The sequence below is a fragment of the Pelatocladus sp. genome, from assembly GCF_059505505.1.
The window spans coordinates 1-18,024 of record NZ_JCACKS010000209.1 but is presented as its reverse complement, the minus strand read 5'-3'; the positions used below and the strand labels follow the sequence as shown (position 1 = coordinate 18,024).

15 protein-coding genes and 1 pseudogene are annotated in these 18,024 nt (G+C 39.0%); 10 read left to right on the top strand and 6 right to left on the bottom strand.

The window, feature by feature from the left end; translation table 11 throughout:
• The first annotated feature begins 172 nt into the window (after positions 1-172).
• From AC5JMK_RS17860 to AC5JMK_RS17850, 3 genes are all read left to right on the top strand, one after another.
• Positions 173-1,981 (top strand): DUF389 domain-containing protein, encoded by a 1,809-nt coding sequence (locus AC5JMK_RS17860; protein WP_096676678.1) that lies wholly within the window; start codon positions 173-175, stop codon positions 1,979-1,981.
• Between the two features lie 789 nt (positions 1,982-2,770).
• Positions 2,771-3,121, top strand: a complete 351-nt coding sequence (locus AC5JMK_RS17855) for a hypothetical protein (RefSeq protein ID WP_096676675.1) — start codon at positions 2,771-2,773, stop codon at positions 3,119-3,121.
• Positions 3,122-3,549: 428 nt separating this feature from the next.
• Positions 3,550-3,930, top strand: a complete 381-nt coding sequence (locus tag AC5JMK_RS17850) for a response regulator (protein WP_495910715.1) — start codon at positions 3,550-3,552, stop codon at positions 3,928-3,930.
• A gap of 695 nt (positions 3,931-4,625) precedes the next feature.
• Here the strand turns inward: AC5JMK_RS17850 and AC5JMK_RS17845 are convergent.
• From AC5JMK_RS17845 to AC5JMK_RS17825, 5 genes and pseudogenes are all read right to left on the bottom strand, one after another.
• Complete coding sequence (locus AC5JMK_RS17845) at positions 4,626-5,387, bottom strand: sucrose-phosphate phosphatase (RefSeq protein WP_096676671.1); 762 nt, start codon at positions 5,385-5,387, stop codon at positions 4,626-4,628.
• 243 nt (positions 5,388-5,630) lie between these two features.
• Positions 5,631-6,012, bottom strand: a pseudogene (locus tag AC5JMK_RS17840) (STAS domain-containing protein).
• A 104-nt stretch (positions 6,013-6,116) separates the two neighbouring features.
• Positions 6,117-7,559, bottom strand: a complete 1,443-nt coding sequence (locus AC5JMK_RS17835; protein ID WP_495910714.1) for a glycosyltransferase — start codon at positions 7,557-7,559, stop codon at positions 6,117-6,119.
• Positions 7,560-7,649: 90 nt separating this feature from the next.
• Positions 7,650-7,871: a hypothetical protein gene (locus AC5JMK_RS17830; protein ID WP_096676667.1), complete on the bottom strand. Its 222-nt coding sequence runs from the start codon at positions 7,869-7,871 to the stop codon at positions 7,650-7,652.
• A gap of 394 nt (positions 7,872-8,265) precedes the next feature.
• Entirely contained in the window at positions 8,266-8,967 is a 702-nt protein-coding gene (locus AC5JMK_RS17825; protein WP_495910713.1) for a response regulator transcription factor, read from the bottom strand.
• Positions 8,968-9,056: 89 nt separating this feature from the next.
• Between AC5JMK_RS17825 and AC5JMK_RS17820 the strand changes: the two genes are divergently transcribed.
• Positions 9,057-10,457: a sensor histidine kinase gene (locus tag AC5JMK_RS17820; RefSeq protein WP_495910712.1), complete on the top strand. Its 1,401-nt coding sequence runs from the start codon at positions 9,057-9,059 to the stop codon at positions 10,455-10,457.
• A 41-nt stretch (positions 10,458-10,498) separates the two neighbouring features.
• Here the strand turns inward: AC5JMK_RS17820 and AC5JMK_RS17815 are convergent, their stop codons facing one another.
• A complete protein-coding gene (locus AC5JMK_RS17815) occupies positions 10,499-11,176 on the bottom strand; it encodes a general stress protein (protein WP_096676663.1) in 678 nt (225 codons plus the stop codon).
• Between the two features lie 430 nt (positions 11,177-11,606).
• Here AC5JMK_RS17815 and AC5JMK_RS17810 point away from each other — a divergent pair, with 430 nt between their 5' ends.
• The 6 genes from AC5JMK_RS17810 to AC5JMK_RS17785 all read left to right on the top strand — a co-directional run bounded on the left by AC5JMK_RS17810 (position 11,607) and on the right by AC5JMK_RS17785 (position 17,931).
• On the top strand, positions 11,607-12,269 hold the full coding sequence (locus AC5JMK_RS17810; RefSeq protein ID WP_096676662.1) for a hypothetical protein: 663 nt from the start codon (positions 11,607-11,609) through the stop codon (positions 12,267-12,269).
• 114 nt (positions 12,270-12,383) lie between these two features.
• On the top strand, positions 12,384-13,169 hold the full coding sequence (locus tag AC5JMK_RS17805; RefSeq protein ID WP_096676661.1) for a hypothetical protein: 786 nt from the start codon (positions 12,384-12,386) through the stop codon (positions 13,167-13,169).
• A gap of 123 nt (positions 13,170-13,292) precedes the next feature.
• Positions 13,293-14,684: an Nramp family divalent metal transporter gene (locus AC5JMK_RS17800; RefSeq protein WP_096676660.1), complete on the top strand. Its 1,392-nt coding sequence runs from the start codon at positions 13,293-13,295 to the stop codon at positions 14,682-14,684.
• Between the two features lie 90 nt (positions 14,685-14,774).
• Positions 14,775-15,929 (top strand): permease, encoded by a 1,155-nt coding sequence (locus AC5JMK_RS17795; RefSeq protein ID WP_096676659.1) that lies wholly within the window; start codon positions 14,775-14,777, stop codon positions 15,927-15,929.
• 6 nt (positions 15,930-15,935) lie between these two features.
• Positions 15,936-17,558, top strand: coding sequence for an alpha-amylase family protein (locus AC5JMK_RS17790; RefSeq protein ID WP_096676658.1), 1,623 nt, complete (start codon positions 15,936-15,938; stop codon positions 17,556-17,558).
• 163 nt (positions 17,559-17,721) lie between these two features.
• Positions 17,722-17,931: a hypothetical protein gene (locus tag AC5JMK_RS17785; RefSeq protein WP_495910711.1), complete on the top strand. Its 210-nt coding sequence runs from the start codon at positions 17,722-17,724 to the stop codon at positions 17,929-17,931.
• The last annotated feature ends 93 nt before the right edge of the window (positions 17,932-18,024 follow it).

The following is an 18,024-nucleotide window of genomic DNA, read 5'->3' as shown; positions in this document are numbered from 1 at the left end:
CTTATTACAATATTTTTCTAGGTTTTACGGTTGACTAAAAAGCAATAATTTATTTTCTATATTTAAATTAACTTTTTTCTTTTTCTCAAAACGGCTATTAATATCTAAAAACACGACATATTTTGAACTTGTAGAGTGAAAGTTAGGCTTTACTTAACTGGCAAGGAAAATTATGGCTAAGTTCGGGCAAGCAGATGGCACTAAAAAGAATCGGATCAATCAATGCCGAGATTGGTTGACTGCTAACTTGGGCATTACTGAAGTCCGTAAAGAACAAATTTACTGCGATTTGCTGCGATCGGTAACGCTACAGGATATAAATTATTGGCTACAAGTCATTTTTGCAGCAGGTGTTGCCACTTTGGGTTTAGTGATCAATAGCCCCGCAGTTATTATTGGTGCAATGTTGATTTCTCCTCTGATGGGAACAATTCTTGCCAATGGTTTGGCATTCGCGGCGGGAGATTTAGTTTTAGCAGTACGCGCCATCATTAACCTTAGCTTAAGCTGTCTGGTTGCCATTACCTTTGCCTTTGTTCTAGTAGGACTTTTACCATTTAAGGAACTAACAGCTGAGATTGCAGCTCGCACACGCCCCAATGTTCTAGATTTAGTGATCGCGCTATTTTCCGGTGCTTTAGCTGCTGTTGCTACCTGCAAAGAACCGAAAGGGGTTGTAACTTCGATTCCAGGAGTCGCAATTGCTGTAGCACTGATGCCACCTTTATGTGTGGTAGGTTATGGAGTTGGTATTGCAGCTACTCTAAACTGGTTAAATGGTTTACAAATCGCCCGTGGGGGAGGTTTGCTATTTTTAACCAACCTCGTCGCAATTACTTTAATGGCAATGGTAGTGTTTTTATTGATACGGATTGATACACAATCTGTGCGTTCAAAAATCCGAGAATGGCATTACCAAGACTCTGAAAGCAGCAGGATTCAATCATTTTTAGAACAGTTTCCAGCATCAAATCGTTTAAAAGCAATTGGTAGTCTTCCCAGTCGCTTTATTATGATTTTAATTCCAGTACTAACTCTGCTTTTTCCCCTTAGCCAATCATTGATGCAACTACAGCAAGAAATTATTCAAAAACAACAAAATAACCAAATATTAAAAGCAGGAACAGAAATTTGGCGACAGAAATTTGCCAACTTTCCTAACGGCACACCTCGTTCTGATCTTGGTAACTTTCTGACTCAAGATCGAAATGGTAAGTTAGTAATGCAAATGCGCGTGTTTACCAGTAAACTTTACACACCAGAAGAAAAAAATGAATTTGTGCAATTAGTCGCATCTCATCTCAGAAAAAAGCCAGATGATATAGTTCTGCAATTAATTGAAATTCCTACAGCCAACAGTGACATTATCAGTAAATTGGCAGTGACAAATATCATCGAACAACAAAGTCAGCCTACACAACCTCCAAGCGTTGCAGAAATACAAATTACTTTTTTGGAAACCACCTCAGCAGCTTTGCAAAATCTTAGACTTCCACCACCAGCACAGTTATTAGGCTACGAAGTAACAACAAGTCAAATGGAACCACTTGGTATAAATATCACATATCTCAGTGAACGTAGAATTGATAGAGATGCAAATATTTTATTGACTGAAGATATTGTAAATAGGCTTAATTTTCCGACAGCAAAGGTGAGAATGCAAAGAATTTCTGTTTCCCAAGGGGTAATAACTTTTGCACCGGATAGTGCAGCTTTACCAACGGCTAGCACAAACTTACTTGATCGAGTCGGACAAATTATGCAACAGCAGCCTACTTTGCATTTAGAATTAATCACCGATTCCACCGAAGAAAAACCTAATAAATTCATTTCCCAAAGATTTGAAGTGATTCAAAAATACTTAGTTTCTAAATGGCAGATTTCTGCAAATAAAATTATTAAGACTCAAAGAAAACCAACAGATAAAGAACAACCGCGAAGTGTTAACCTGAGATTAAAAATAGGTAATGAAGAACAATAAAGATATTTTCAGACAATTTACAAGAGAGAGGGAATAAAGAACTCTTAATAGGGAACAGAAAACAAAATGCGCGTTGTGAGTCTAAAGAAAAAGACCTGGCGATTAGAAATCACGGCTACACAAACCAAGTCCGCGCAGGCGGACTAATTCTAGCTTGCGTAGGCAGGCTTTGTCTGTATAGCCCCAGACTTCCAGTCTGCGGAGATTTTAAACATTAGACCTCTTGCAAAAGTCGAATGAACCCCCCTCAATCCCCCCGTGAACGGGGGGAAGATTTAGTTCCCTCCCCGTTTACGGGGAGGGTTAGGGTGGGGTAAAAATATTTTTGCAAGAGGTCTATTTGGGATACTCCCTGTTTCAATCCCGCGTTTTTAGCTGAAATAATCACTTGTTCTCACAGTTTGTTTAACTGATTACTGAGAAAAAGAAAGGATTAAGTCAAATTTAGTAAGCAAAATGCCTAATTGCTTTCTCAAAATGCCTGATTACTTTCTCATTTCGGTAGATCACGCAAGTAAAATACCTAATTGCTTTCTCAAAATGCCTGATTACTTTCTCATTTCGGTAGATCACGCAAGTAAAATACCTGATTACTTTCTCATTTCAGTAGATCACGCAAGTAAAATGCCTGATCGCTTTCTCATTTCGATAATTTAGTAGTAGAGACAGGGAATAGAGAATAAGGAACTGGTAATTTTATATCTCTACACGAGTTTTCCACTTTTTAAATGTATCTTTAAAGTTGAGTAACCTAACATCTTGTTGCAGCTAAATTTGAGCGAGTAGAAAATGAACATAACAACATCTCACAGTACTGCAACTATTGAGCTAAACTCGCTAGCAGATTTAGATCAGGTTGTATCTGAACAGTTCAATTTACCTTTACGTCCATATTCAACAGATATTAAGGCTGCTTTTGAGCTAGTTGTCTGTGCTTTGGAAAAGTCTGAGTCTGCTTACTTTGAAATTTATCGTTCTGAGTCGAATGCTTTTCCTGGTCTACCGTTTGCGGTAAGCTTTGATAAAGAAGAAAGGACTTATGGTAAAACTGCTCCTTTGGCGATTTGTCATGATGCTCTCCATCGCTTGAAAAGAGTAGTTATCACAATTCCTGATAGTTATTACTGGAATTTAGATTAATAGATTTAATATGCCCTATATAGTAACAAAAAACTAACTTATACCATTTTCATATGAAGATGCATAGAAAGAACCCCACCGCCTTCGGCACCTCCCCTTGGTAAGGGGAGGTTGGGAGCTTTCAAGGGTAGGGGTTTTGTATTCGGTCATTTTTTGACTATTTCAGCCGATTTAAAAATCCTGAAACAACCAAACCACGTTAAGCAATTGAGAATTTTATCAACTATTTTCGAGATTTTAAAACCCCTACCCTTGAAAGGAGGTTGGGAGGGGTTAAAATAATATGCAGCTTCATATTTAATTGGTATTAGATGGTCATTTCTAAAGTAAATATTAATTAGGGTATGTTATGGCTATGTAGGGATTGGAGCTTTTGCGAAAGTAGGAATTAGCCGTGACGCACCCTACAATTAAGGAAAAAAATCAAAATGACTGCCAAGCAAATTCTTGTAATTGATGATGAAGATGACATCCGTAAATTAATTCAAACCTGTCTGGAGATTATGGGAGGTTGGCAAGTATTAACTGCTAAAAGTGGGAGTGAAGGAATATTATTGGCTCAAACTGCTCGCCCAGATGCCATTCTTTTAGATGTCATGATGCCAGATATGGATGGTTTGACAACCTTTAAAAATTTACAAGAAAATCCAATTACTAAGCAGATTCCTGTGATTCTTTTAACGGCTAAAGGGCGTGTCGCAGAAACACGTCACTTCATTGAATGGGGGGTTACAGGAGTTATTAGTAAACCATTTAATGCTCAAAAACTTGCTGCTCAAGTGGCAGCAGTGTTAGGTTCAAGTGCATAATAAATATACATAAAATTATATAAAATTGTTTGCGATTCGACTTGGTGTCTTGGTGGTGAAAAGAGAATCCTTAATTGAATCATTAAATACCGCACTTGGGTTTTAACCCTTAGCTAATAGCACAAGTCGTCTGAAGACGACTTCATAAAATCAAGTAGTCTGCTTTAAGCAGACTTGAGCTATAAGAGGTTGTTTGAAAAGTGATTGGCTGTAATTTTAATTACATTATTACCCCCCTTAATCCCCCCTTATAAAGCAGGGTGGTTTCATACGAGAAAAGAAAAATATGGAAGTCTGTATTTATCGTTTTGAAGCATAGATTTTTACCCCTCTCCAAACCTCTCCCCTTATTAAGGGGAGAGGCTTTAAAAGAAGATTTTAATTTTTCTCTGCTTGTATGAAACCACCCTGCTTAATCCCCCCTTATAAAGGGGGGAAACAAGAGAAATCCGGTTCCCTCCCCTTGTAAAGGGGAGGGTTAGGGTGGGGTAAAAAATATTTGATACATCAATCATGACTTTTCAAACATCCTCTAAGACTGCGATTGAAATCGCAGTCGGTTTTTTGAACATTTGCGATGCTCCCAAACTACCCCATACCCAATACAGTTGGTGTTAAGCCCACAATTCCTTGTACCAGACGCGTAGCAAGATCCCGCAGGGTAATTTCGCGTCTCTACACCCCACTGTTTTTAACTAGTATCTATTAGTATCTATCGGGGAAAATGGTAACATATCAAAGTAGATAAAACCTTCGAGAATACCTACAGCATAAGGATAATGAGTTAGATAGTGGCGAGAGTGACGTGTGTTGTAATACCACCAAAGAAGTTCAGTTTGAGCATTACCAACGATAATTCCTGGTGATGGTAATTGAAATAGACTAATGTCACTTCCAGAACCTCCACAGATAATGGTTGCATCTGGTTGTATTTGCAGCATTTGTTGCAGATAGTCAGCAGCTTTTCCCTTGCTCCCATTGTGGGGTAAGATGTCAACGTCTCGTCCATTGCTAAAAACAACTTGAGTCTTCAATCCGGCAAATTCTAATAAATCTCGCAAATCATTGATGATGTCAAGCGATGCATTCATATCCAGATCAAAGCTAAACTTCCAAGGAGCTTGTTCTCTTTCAGGTTTAGGTTTAAGTGCAGAAAATTGGCTGGCGATCGCCCAAACTGTATCTCGATTCCAGTCTTTTGAAATGTAATTTGCCCAACCTTTATCTAAAATAATACCTTGTTGATAAATTTCACTACCCAGACTCGTAATCAAATAATCTGGTTTTAAAAGCTTTGCCTGTGCTATTTGCTCATGGCTAGAAGCATAAGAGTTACTAGTAACATAAACTAAGTAAATGTGATTGCGTATAGCTTCCAGACGTTGGTTTAAAGCAGCATTAGCTTGCTCGTTTTCAACCAAAGTATGATCTATGTCAATAGCTATAAGCATTTTCATGGTTAAGTTCCTCCGACTTCAAAGTGTTGAGAATAAAATTAAAAAAATACGAATAATTTTATATATTTAAATACAGGGATGTATTATTGTCCCTGTATTAAGCTGATGTGCATTTAAACTAGGATTTTTGAGAGCTATACTGCTTACTGTGTCGAGATTGCTCGCTCGATTTAAATGCTGAACAGCTTAATATGATTTGATTAATCTTTACAACCAAGCAGCAAGAGGATTTAAAAATATTAGCTATGAATAAAATGGAATTAGCTTATTTAAAGCTTCTTCCTCTGTTTCAAAAATCTTTAATGCCATATCTATCATTGACACTAATTTGGCTTCTGGACGTAGGTTACAAATACGAAAACTGCCCTTTGCTTTGTGAGCATCTCGCATTCCAGCCACCAATGAATTTAGTCCAGTACTATCAATAAAAATGACTTGACGTACTATCAATAAAAATGACTTGACTGAGATTGACAACTATGTGACAACTGAGTTTGGAAATACATTTTTGTAATCTTAAACGAAATTCCCAAGATGTGGTGATGTCTAGCCGACCTTTTGGTTTGAAGACGATTACGATATTACCATCTTGGTTTGTAAATTTATTTTCTTCTATCTCCATCACAACACTTACCTCTTTTTGAAATTGACATCAACTATTTATCATTCTAAATAAACATGCATGTAGGAAATCCAAAATAATTATTTCATTTGTTGCGAGTCTCGCATTCAGCCATTTACCCATTGCACAGTGCCATTAGAAAAAGAATCAATTAGTTTTTCTAGAGCCTTAATTTCATGAGGCTTCAAAGCTTTTGATTTTAATAAATTTTGGATTTGTCTTTCCAAGTTCGGAGTTAACTTTTTAGTTTGAATTATTTCTTGGACAAAGGTACCTAGTGTTAGAGATTGGTAGAGTTCGTAAATTTGGGCGGTGACTGCTTGAGTACTGAAACGAGATTGAACCCAATTATATGCAGCATTGCCATTGGATTGCCTAAGAATAGGATCTTCTAACAAATTCCGAATTGCGATCGCCAAGACGTTGGGGTTACAAGGAGGAACCAACAGTCCGGTTTCACCATGTACCACTGTATGCTGCAATCCTCCCACTTCACTAGCAATTACAGGTGTTTTTGCTGCCATTGCTTCAATAGCAACCAAACCAAAAGGTTCGTAATAACTAGGCACAACACAAACATCTCCTGCGGCATAATAAGCAGGTAGCAGCGCTTGAGAAATCCGTCCTGTAAAAACCGTAACTTCTGCCAATCCTAATTTTTTTACCAGATTTTGAATGCGTTGTTGTTCTCGAAAATCTGTTTCATCTTCACGACTACCACCAACTAAATAGAGTTTAAATGGATGAGTCAAATAGGTGCAAGCTCTGACTAAGGTTTCAACTCCTTTACGAGGATCAAAACGTCCTACATACAAAATTATTCGATCATCAGGGGCGATTCCTAACTGCTGACGAGCAGTTTCTTTACTTACAGAACCAAAGTGTGCAGTATTAATACCGCAAGGAATAATTTTGATGCGTCCGTCTTGTGAAATTAGCTGACGCAGATCTTCTGCTTCTTGGGGAGTAGTGGCAATTACACAATCTGTTTGTTCTAAAATAGCCTTCTCTACATGATAGCGAATCGAAGCAATCTGCGGTGGATTTTGGACATCGCGGTATTTAACTGCTCCAATAGAATGATAAGTATGAATTTGGGGTAAACCCAGCTTGGCTTTAAGTTTTAGTCCTACCCAACCAGAAAGCCAATAATTAGTATGAATCAGTGCGTAGTTGCGTTTGGTTCGTTGTTGAAAATTGAGCCAAGCTTCTACAAATTCTGGTAAATATTCAAATAAATTATTTCTGGATATTAATTCTGTTGGTCCTGCAAGTAAACGAATTGTGCGACATCCTGGTGCTAGTTGCACAATTTCTTCTTGATTAGGATTTTCGCGTCGAGTAAAAATATCAACCTGATAACCTCGTTTTGCTAATGCTAATCCTAATTCGCGCACATATATATTTTGTTCACCCGCTCCTTCTTTGCCAATTTCAGCAGTAGGATCACCCTGAACTGAAATTAGTGCATAAACTGTTTGAGAATATTGCATTTCTGTAGCAGAATTTTCCAGAGATCTAACTAAACTCTGATAGGTAAAATTATTCATTTTTTAAATCTTCACCCACAAATTAAAAAATGTAGCAAAATAATAGAAAGACTAAAGTTTATGAAATTTTTGATTGCTAACAAATTCAGATTAATGCATATCAAAAAAAGTATGTAAAAACCTTCGTGAAAATATAAATGGATGATTTTTATTTAAATTTTTGCCCGTTTCGGAGTATTCTGGAAGAGAGTCAATGAGCAAGCGAATTGCTTCATGAACTGATATCTCATGAGCTTCTGCATAAAGTTTGAGCTTGCGATACTGCTCATTAGTAAGAACAATGTTAGCTATATTGACTGAAAATTGAGACATAATTATTAGACCCAAAAGTAAAATAATGTTCAAAATTTGCCTATGTTGGTGATGTTACGACTTAGAAGTCAAAATATCGGGTAAGAATCGGGTAAATATCGGTTATTTAGAGGAGACAAGGAATAGGGGACAGGGGATAGGGAAATAAGTAAGTAATTAGACATAATTAATTACACAAATTGTTTTTCTGTTCACAGTTAAGAGTTCCCTGTTAAGAGTATCCACGAATGAATTTAATTTTGTCCAACTACTTATCAGTCAAAATTAAAATTCTCCAAACCAAGTAATTAATTGATTTGGAGAATTTTGGTGTTAAGGAAGTTATTTTCAGTAGGAGTCTAGCAATCAATTGTGGAGATATTGGGCAAAAATGGGGTAGAAATCGGGTAGATATCTAAAGCTGCTTGAGGCGATAGCCTAGTCCATGAACTGTTTCAATCAAACCATCAGGAGCACCAGCCTCTTTAAGTTTATGTCGTAAACTCTTGATGTGAGATTTCACAGTTTCTTCGCTAGGTGGGTCATCCAGTGACCAGATACGTTCTATAATTCCAGCTCGACTTAACACCCGGCGACCACTAGAAACCATTAATTCTAAAAGAGCAAATTCTTTGGGTGTTAGGTGTAGGGGTTGGTCAACATAGGTGACTTCATAAGTGGTGGGATTTAAATGCAGACCTCCCCAACTGAGATCAGGGAAAGATGCTGTGGTACTATTGCGGCGGAACAACGCGCGAATACGAGCCATTAACTCTGGCATTTCAAAAGGTTTGACCATATAATCATCTGCTCCAGCATCCAATCCGGTAACTTTGTCAGTTAGGGTATCGCGTGCTGTTAACATAAGGACAGGCAGTGTACTGTTGCGCGATGAGATACGCCCCACCGTAGGCGATCGCAAACGTTGGCAAAAACTTACACCGTCTAACTTGGGTAACGTAATATCCAGCACTACTAAGTCATATTCCAACGCATTAACAAAATCCCATGCTTCTTCTCCATCTTGGGCTACATCCACCACATATTGGCGATCGCTGAGGGCTTCCATCAGCATCTCTGCTAGCTGGACATCATCTTCAACTACCAAGATACGCATGATCTGAACATTTTTGAATTAACTTTAATGTAAGGTTTTTTGATAACAAAAGGTGCTGACTTCAAAGTTTTAACTAAAATTATTTTCTTATGAAATGGTCGCTGGAAGGAAAATGGATCGCCTCTGGCTTTGGTTTGTCTTTGTTATTGATGGGTATTGTCAGCCTCATTTCTTATCAAAACGCTACTCAGTTAATTAAGAGTGGTGATAAAGTCAAGCACACCCATGAAGCAATGAAAAGCTTAATTGATGTCTTCGCTACACTAACCGATGCAGAAGCAGGACGTAGGGGCTATATTCTTTATGGAGAGCGTTCAGAACTCAAACGTTACAATCAAGCAATGCAAAGCTTGAATGCTAAAGTCAAAAAATTGCAACAACAACTTGCTGATGATCCTTCTCAAGAACAGCAGATGAAGAGGTTAAAATTTTTAATCGCTCAAAGAGTTGAACTATCCCAGCAATCGATTGACATTTTACAGCAAGGTAAATCGACTTTTGCTGTTCAAGCATCCCTAGTGAATCAAAGTAACCAAAACCGTAGCGAAATTCGCGAAACACTAACCCAAATGCAAACTAGGGAAGAACAGTTACTGGAAATTTCAGTCAGACATTCCCAGGACAATATCCGTAACCGGATGTTGATTGAATTTCTCGGCACTTTCCTGAGTTTTAGTATTTTGTTAGGTGTTTATGCTTTGCTTTATCAACAATTAGTTAAACGTCAGCAAGCGGAAGCGATTCAACGCACATTAGCTCAAGAAAAAGAACTCAGCGAACTAAAACTGCGCTTTTTTTCTATGGTGTCTCATGAATTTCGTACGCCTTTGAGTATTATCTTAGGATCGGCTCAATTGTTGGCTCAAAGTGAACAGCAGTGGACAAAAGAAAAGAAGCTCAAAAATCTACTTCGGATTCAATCTTCAGCTCGATCCATGAATCAATTACTGACGGATATTCTCACATTAACGAGAGCAGAAGCAGGCAAATTAGAATTTCGTCCAGAACTCATAGATTTAGAGGCATTTTGTATTAATTTAATTGAGGATCTTCAGTTTTCTACTCAACCACAACATAGTATTAAATTTGCCAGTCAAAGTAACTGTACTCATGCCAAATTGGATGAAAATTTGCTGTATTCAATTCTCAGCAATTTACTTTCAAACGCGATTAAGTATTCACCTGAAAAAGGAATAATTTCGTTAATTCTCAGTTGTACTCCAGAGATGATTATTTTCCAAGTTCAAGACTCTGGAATCGGTATTCCTGTAGAATCTCAGCAGGATTTATTTGAGCCTTTTTATCGTGGTAATAATGTAGGTAAGATTGTTGGCACTGGACTTGGATTGGCTGTAGTGAAAAAATGCCTGGAACTACATCAGGGAGAAATTTCTGTCGAAAGTAAGGTAGGCGTCGGAACAACTTTTATGGTGAAAATTCCCCAAAAGGTGATGGCAATGGCAAAAAGTAAAATAGATTTGCCATTGTAGGGAGTGCGATCGCATGATTTGAGGCGATCGCTCGATCATACTTAGCGAGATTGCTCATCCCGCTTATCAACAATTTCCACTACACCCTCATCAGTAGTACTTCCTGTATACCTCTGTGTAGTCCGATCCATGTTATTCATACCAGACATATCAGCAGAAGCTACATCACTAGATACATCGTATACAGCCCAATTGCGAATATCTTGATTTCTCAAAATTGATGCAGCACGCTCAATTTCATGCTGATTACCATCTACAATTACCAAAAATTCACCTTGGGATACTCTTTCGCTATAAGCTCTAGCGTCTTCTTCAGGAATACCCAAACCAGTCAGCGCTCCTACTAAACCACCTGCTGCTGCACCAATACCCGCACCAGCTAAGGTTGTTGCTATTGTTCCAGCAGCCAGAAAAGGCCCTACTCCCGGAACGATTAAAGCTTCCAAACCGACAAGTAAACCACCAATACCACCCAAAATAGTCCCAGTGACTGCACCAACTCCAGCTCCTTCTTGAGCCTCGTTGTCACCGCGATCGCTCATGTCAGATTTATCTCTGACAGCAGCTCCACCTATTTGTTCATTGCGATCTGTGTCTTTTGCCAATACAGAAACTCGATTCATAGAGAAACCTGAGTCTCTGAGTTTATTCAGCGCGTCTTCTGCTGTTCGGCGATTGGGGAATGTACCAACTGCACGCTTATGTTGTTGGATTACCATTTTTGTCTCCTCAACAAATTACAACTTTGTTTTGTTTAGGTAGATTTTTATTTAGCTTCTCTCTTAAAACATATATATTCATCAGTCTATAGATTTAGTTACTTATCCATCAAAAGAAGAAGATAAAATCTAATGATCGAATCAACTCTATTTCGTAAGTAGTAATTTGAAAAACACGCTGAGAATATTCACGAGTTTTCCACAATTACAAATTACGCTTAAATCAAAGACGTTTTGAAAGACTCCTCTGATAGTTGAGCGGCTCAACTTTTTTTAAGTTAATTCAAATTCATATTCGCCATTGTTTTAGAACAACAAAACAATATATTGATTTTTAATATTAATTAATAAATAAATTATTTGATGATGAGAAAAATCATACTTAATTCAAATTTTTGAAAAATTTATATTACATTTAGTGGAGGCATCTATGAATCTACCAAATCAGAACAGCAAAAACAAAGCTGGGCTATTGGGAGGTATTTTTAGCAGTTTATTAATAGGTCTGCCAGCTATTCCTCTGGCTGCATCAGCAGCCCCTTTTTCTGCGGTCAATCCCTGTCCTAGCATTTTTTACGAAGAACCACATAATAATCAAGTTTTGGTTCCCCAGGGATGTCCACCGAATGCTGCAACTCTTAGACAGCAAGGTCAAATGTCTGGCGGACAAAACGGCGTGGTTGTTCCCATTAATCCTAATGTCAGAGGTGTAAATCCTATACAGCCACCTTTACCAGCAACAAGACAGAGTCCGTTCGTGAAGCGTCCCCGAAGGGGAATCGCTACTATTACACCAACAGCAGGTAGGGTAAATGTGAAATTACAAAATAACACTAACGCTTCTGTCTCTTACCAAGCGATCGGTTATACCCAACCTCGAATTCTTTCAGGTGGACAAGAAATTGTTCTGCGAAATCTACCAACACCTGTGACTATCACAATGATACGAGAAGATGCAGGTTTTATTCATGCTATGCCTATATCTACATCTAAAAATGGAACACTAACTCTTTCATTGGATGAAACAGCTAACTTCTCTAACAGTGATACTGTGTTGAGAATTCAAAGCAATGGTCAAGTATTTCTGAATTAACAGTTTGTAGTAAGCAATGCGCGTGCTTAAAAAATAAACACGCGCATTGCTTGCTACGAACTTTTTCTCCATGAATTTAAACTTGATAGACAACGAATTAAGGAGATTTTGCTAATGATAAATCAGAGGTTTACAGGGGTTTTTACTCTGGCACTCTTTACTTTCTTGCTTGGATCTTGTACCAACAACTTAGAGCAACAATCAGCAGTCCCAGAGAATAATGTTACTACTGAAGAAGTTGCCGATAATACAAACCAACTTCTCGGTAAAACAGTGACTATTAGAAGCAAACCCATCCAAAAATTGAGTGCATCAACCTTCACAATCAGCGATAAGCAATTTTTTGGTAGTGAACCCATCTTGGTTGTGAATGCAACAGGTAAACCTTTTACTTTTCCAGCAGATCCAAACACACTCATTCAAGCAACAGGTCAGGTGAGCAAATTTGTAGTTGCAGATATTGAGCGAGAATATAAGTTGGACTTAGATCCAAACTTGTACACGGATTATGAAAATAAACCTGCAATTATTGCACAGTCACTAGCCCAAGCACCAAAACCTGGTGAAATTACTACAGATCCCCAGCAATACTACGGTAAAAGACTGGCGGTGACAGGTGAAGTGGAAAATATTACAGATGCCAATTCATTTACACTGGATGAAGACAAGTTGTTTGGTGGACAAGATTTGCTAGTCTTGTATCAGAATGCCCAGCCAAAGGTGACTGAGAATGAAAAAGTAGCAGTTACGGGTGTATTACGTCAGTTTGTTGTTGCTGACTTGGAACGAGAATACAAGCTTACTTGGAATTTAGATTTGAAGCGCCAGCTAGAAGCAGAATATAGCAACAAACCTGTGCTAATTGCCGATGAAGTATATCCCTCAGCAATTCCGCAGTAAGAGGATGTTTGAAAAATCCTCTTGTCAGTAGCAAAATATTCTAGATCCCCCTAAATCCCCCTTCAAAAGGAGGATTTAGGGGGATCTAGAAAGTTACGGTATTTATTAACGGAATACTACCAAATGAGCAATCAAAGCGATCGCCATTCATCTATACAGAATATAAATATACCAGAGTCTCCCCGTGGTTGGGAAAACTTGAAGTGGCTCGGGCCAAGTTTTTTGTGGATGCTTTCGGCTGCGGGTTCAGGAGAGTTACTATTTACACCTCGTATTGCCGCTCTTTATGGTTACTCTTTGCTATGGGCGCTACTTGCTGCTGTGATTCTGAAATGGTTTATTAACGGTGAGGTGGGTCGCTTTTCGGTTTGCACGGGCGCAACTATTCTCGAAGGTTTTAAACAACTTCCTGGACCGAAAAACTGGGCTATATGGCTGATATTACTACCACAATTAGTGGTAGCAATCTCTACTGTTGCTGGACTTGCAGGAGCCGCCGCTACTGCACTAATTTTGGTAACAGGGGGAGGTGTACAACTGTGGACGGTAATTATCATAATTGTTACAGCAGCAATTGTTTTATTTGGGCAATACAACGTAGTCGAAAAGATTTCCTCTTATGTGGGGATTGCCCGTACAATTGCAGTGGTAACAGCTGCTATTTTTGTTTTTCCAAATCTTCGTCAACTGGCAGCCGGATTAGTACCGCAAATTCCCCAAAACGTGCAGTATCAAGAAATACTACCTTGGCTAGGTTTTATGCTCGCAGGAGCGGCCGGGTTAATGTGGTATTCTTACTGGGTAGAAGCTAGAGGTTATGGTGCTGCTAGTGTTAAGGGAAAAGAAAGTATAGACCCCAAGCAACTCAATCAACAGGAAAAAAAGAAACTGCGCGGCTGGATAAATTTGATGACCATATCCAACACCTTAGCTGTGGTTGGTGCGCTATTGGCGGCGTTGTCTTTCTTGATTCTCGGTGGCGAGTTGCTGCGTCCGCAGGGACTTGTACCAAAAGAAAATCAGGTAGCAGAAACTCTGGGAAGCTTGCTAGGCGACCTTTGGGGGCCTTTTGGCTTTTGGTTTATGGTGGCGATTGTTTTTATTACCTTTTGTAGCACTGTCCTTTCAGTCGAAGATGGTTTTGGGCGAATGTTTGCTGATGGTACGCAAATTATTCTGCAAGGATTTGGTGTGCGGGGACGTTGGACTAAAGAGAAGTTCTTGCAGCGTGTTTATATTATTGTGTTACTAGCTATTTTACCAATCGCTGTTTATCTATTCTTCGGTCAACCTATTGGCTTGCTGCAAACCGCAGGTGGAATTGAAGCTGCTCATATTCCCATTGTCACCGGGCTTACTCTCTTCCTCAACTATCGAATGTTACCAAAAGAATTACAACCGTCAAAAATAATTTTTGCTGGTACTGCGATCGCCGGAATATTTTTCGCAGTATTCGCAGTTATTTATCTTTTGCAACTGATCCCAATTATTGGGGTTGTAGAAGGTTTTGTTTAAGAATCCTATCTGGGGAAAGGTAAAAACAAAACGTAAATCACGCAAACTTAGTGAATACTGACTGTAAACTAACATCAATCAGGGTCGATCATGTTAGACCAAATAGGACAAGCTTTATTAACCAGCGCCGGAATATTATGGAAATCTTTTTGGGCGCTGGTGTTCGGTTATACAGTTTCTGCGGCAATTCAGGTGATAGTTACTCGCTCCCAAATGGCGCGAGTTTTAGGTAAACGCAGTTGGAAACAAGCATTATTAGCTGGTTTGTTTGGCTTTATTTCTTCTTCTTGTTCCTTTGCTGCGATCGCTGCTTCGCGTTCTGTCTTCGTCAAAGGCGCACATCCGATCAATGCTGTTTCTTTTTTAATTGCTTCTACCAATTTGGTGATTGAATTGGGTATCGTGTTGTGGGTGTTGCTGGGTTGGAAATTCTTTGTTGGTAACTTTCTACTTGGCACTTTGATGATTATCTACGCCTACATCCTCACCCGCTTTTGGTTTCCCAGGGATCTTGCTAATCAAGCAAAACAACATGCACAACAACGTCAAGAAGGTGAAGGAATGCAACACCACGCAGAGATGCAAAACAAAAATTGGTGGCAAAAGTTAACTTCCAAAACAGGTTGGCTGGCGATTTCCCATGCTTTCTTTATGGAATGGAAGATGGCGTATAAAGAAATTCTCTTTGGTTTCACCATTGCTGGATTTATCTCCGTGTTTGTTCCTACCACCTTCTGGAATACCCTATTTTTACAATCCGGTCAAAACGCACCTGCACTACTTGCTATTGTTGAAAATGCCTTGATAGCACCGATTATTGCCTTTTTCACCTTTATTGGCTCTATGGGTAATGTTCCCTTAGCGGCTTTATTATGGTCAAAAAATGCTTCTTTTGCAGGTGTGATGAGCTTTTTAGGCGCTGACTTAGTGGCGGCGACTGTAGTTTATTTACAAGCAAAATATTACGGTTGGAAATATGCAATCTATCTTTCAGGATTACTTTATGTTTGCATGGTTGGTGCAGGAATCACCGTACATGGAATTTTTGCCCTTTTCAATGCTATACCTACTGAAAGAACTGCGCTGACAGAGTTAGTGCAATTTGCCATTGACTACACCTTCTGGTTAAACATCATTTTTGCAGTGATTGGTGGAGTATTACTGTGGCTGCATTTTCACGACAATAGTTCCCAACCTCAACGACACAGACAACAAGATTCACAACAGCAGGAAACAGCTAACTAGTTTCATATGGAAAATCTTTGGTATAAAAATGCAATATTTTACTCTCTGGATGTTGAAACCTTCATGGACTTAGATGGAGATGGAATTGGTGATTTTCCAGGATTGACCAAGTGTCTGGATCATTTCTCTGGATTAGGGATTACCTGTTTGTGGTTGTTACCATTTTATCCTTCTCCCAACCAAGATAACGGTTACGACGTTATGGATTACTACAACGTTGATCCGCGACTAGGGACATTGGGAGATTTTGTCGAGTTCATCCATCAAGCGAGCGATCGCGGCATTCGAGTACTAGTTGATTTAGTTGTAAATCATACATCCAATCAGCATCCTTGGTTTCAACAAGCACGTTTAGATCCAAACTCCAAGTACCGCGATTATTATGTATGGTCAAAGAAACGCCCACAAACAAAACCGGAACAAATTTCTTTTCCTGGTGAACAAGAAAGCATTTGGGAATACGACGAAAAAGCAGAAGCTTACTATCTGCATCACTTTTATAAAGAACAACCAGATTTAAATATTGCTAATCCTGCGGTGCGAGAAGAAATCTATAAAATTATGGGTTTCTGGCTACAACTTGGTGTGTCTGGATTTCGCATCGATGCTGCACCATTTTTAATTAATCCATTGGGGATGTCAAAGTGTCCGAATTTGCAAACCTTTTTAAAAGACATGCAAGAGTTTCTATCATCACGTCGGGGTGATGCTCTACTCTTAGCAGAAGCAAATGTCCGACCAGAAGAAATTCCTATTTACTTTGGCGATGGTGACAGATGCCAAATGTTATTTAATTTCCTGTTAAATCAATATATGTTTTTGGCTCTGGCAAGGCAAGAATCACCAGCTTTGTGTGAGGGATTAAAAATATTACCTCATATTCCTGATAGCTGTCAGTGGCTTAACTTTGTCCGCCACCATGACGAACTTACCCTTGATCAGATCATTGATTCTGAGTGTGAAGAAATCTTCCAGGCCTTTGCTCCCGAAAAGAATATGCAAATTTTCGGACATGGTATTCGCCGTCGTCTACCACCAATGTTAGGAAACAATAGGCATCGGATCGAACTTACCTATAGTCTATTATTCAGTCTACCTGGTACGCCTCTGCTACGCTATGGCGAAGAAATCGGTATGGGTGATGATCTATCACTTGAAGGTAGAGATAGCGTTCGTACAGTCATGCAATGGTCAGATGCAGCCAACGGCGGCTTTTCCACCGCCTCACCTGCTTCCCTGACTCGACCTGTGATTGAAGAAGGAGAGTACAGCTACAAACAAGTAAATGTAAGAGTCGAACAACGCGATCGCACTTCCTTAATGAATTGGATGGAACACATCATTCGCATTCGCAAACAGTGTCCGGAGTTTGGCTGGGGTAAATGGCAGATTTTGGAAACTGACGAGCCGTGTGTATTGGCTCACTGCTGTGAGTGGGAAGGTAAAGCAGTTATCGCCCTACACAATTTAGCAGATCAACCATGCATAGCGACATTTAAGTCACACAAATATACCCATCTCATTGAGATATTTAGCGATCGCCAATATGAACCCCTTAATGGTGATTCCTCCTCGATCTCATTAGAAGCATACGGCTATCGCTGGTTTCGAGTAAATCAGATGCGTTAGATATGCTCTAACTTTTGCTACCCAATTTTTACCCGATTTCTCCCCTGTTTTTCAACTTTTTTTTAGGTAAATTGAGAGTAAAACCAAATAGCTAAACAGCGTAGAAATTCTCACCAAATTTTCTAAATAAAAAAACAGGGTTAATATTATGTGAAGGTTTAATATGAGACATCATCAAATTGATGAGAACTTAAATTTACATTCATCTAGCTTGAGTGAGAACTCACGCGGTAAGTTTGCCCGCACACAATTACTTATGTTATTAGTACTATTTATTACAGGTGTTTGTGTAGATTTTTGGTTTAATCGTCACCAATTACCGTGGCAATTATCAAATGTTCGTCCACAGGTATCAACATCAGTGCATTCATAGCATCTGTAATCAGTAATTAAGCATTAATAAAATTATTTAGTATCGGCTCAATAATTCGGGGTAGGCAGTGATTCAAGCTGCCACGACCAGCCT

What these genes read in the sequence shown, in the direction of transcription:
- AC5JMK_RS17835 (WP_495910714.1), bottom strand. Translation starts at nt 7,559, where the DNA reads ATGAATAATTTTACCTATCAGAGTTTAGTTAGATCTCTGGAAAATTCT.
- AC5JMK_RS17815 (WP_096676663.1), bottom strand. Translation starts at nt 11,176, where the DNA reads ATGGTAATCCAACAACATAAGCGTGCAGTTGGTACATTCCCCAATCGC.
- AC5JMK_RS17830 (WP_096676667.1), bottom strand. Translation starts at nt 7,871, where the DNA reads ATGTCTCAATTTTCAGTCAATATAGCTAACATTGTTCTTACTAATGAG.
- AC5JMK_RS17795 (WP_096676659.1), top strand. Translation starts at nt 14,775, where the DNA reads ATGTTAGACCAAATAGGACAAGCTTTATTAACCAGCGCCGGAATATTA.
- AC5JMK_RS17855 (WP_096676675.1), top strand. Translation starts at nt 2,771, where the DNA reads ATGAACATAACAACATCTCACAGTACTGCAACTATTGAGCTAAACTCG.
- AC5JMK_RS17805 (WP_096676661.1), top strand. Translation starts at nt 12,384, where the DNA reads ATGATAAATCAGAGGTTTACAGGGGTTTTTACTCTGGCACTCTTTACT.
- AC5JMK_RS17790 (WP_096676658.1), top strand. Translation starts at nt 15,936, where the DNA reads ATGGAAAATCTTTGGTATAAAAATGCAATATTTTACTCTCTGGATGTT.
- AC5JMK_RS17810 (WP_096676662.1), top strand. Translation starts at nt 11,607, where the DNA reads ATGAATCTACCAAATCAGAACAGCAAAAACAAAGCTGGGCTATTGGGA.
- AC5JMK_RS17800 (WP_096676660.1), top strand. Translation starts at nt 13,293, where the DNA reads ATGAGCAATCAAAGCGATCGCCATTCATCTATACAGAATATAAATATA.
- AC5JMK_RS17785 (WP_495910711.1), top strand. Translation starts at nt 17,722, where the DNA reads ATGAGACATCATCAAATTGATGAGAACTTAAATTTACATTCATCTAGC.
- AC5JMK_RS17860 (WP_096676678.1), top strand. Translation starts at nt 173, where the DNA reads ATGGCTAAGTTCGGGCAAGCAGATGGCACTAAAAAGAATCGGATCAAT.
- AC5JMK_RS17850 (WP_495910715.1), top strand. Translation starts at nt 3,550, where the DNA reads ATGACTGCCAAGCAAATTCTTGTAATTGATGATGAAGATGACATCCGT.
- AC5JMK_RS17825 (WP_495910713.1), bottom strand. Translation starts at nt 8,967, where the DNA reads ATGCGTATCTTGGTAGTTGAAGATGATGTCCAGCTAGCAGAGATGCTG.
- AC5JMK_RS17845 (WP_096676671.1), bottom strand. Translation starts at nt 5,387, where the DNA reads ATGAAAATGCTTATAGCTATTGACATAGATCATACTTTGGTTGAAAAC.
- AC5JMK_RS17820 (WP_495910712.1), top strand. Translation starts at nt 9,057, where the DNA reads ATGAAATGGTCGCTGGAAGGAAAATGGATCGCCTCTGGCTTTGGTTTG.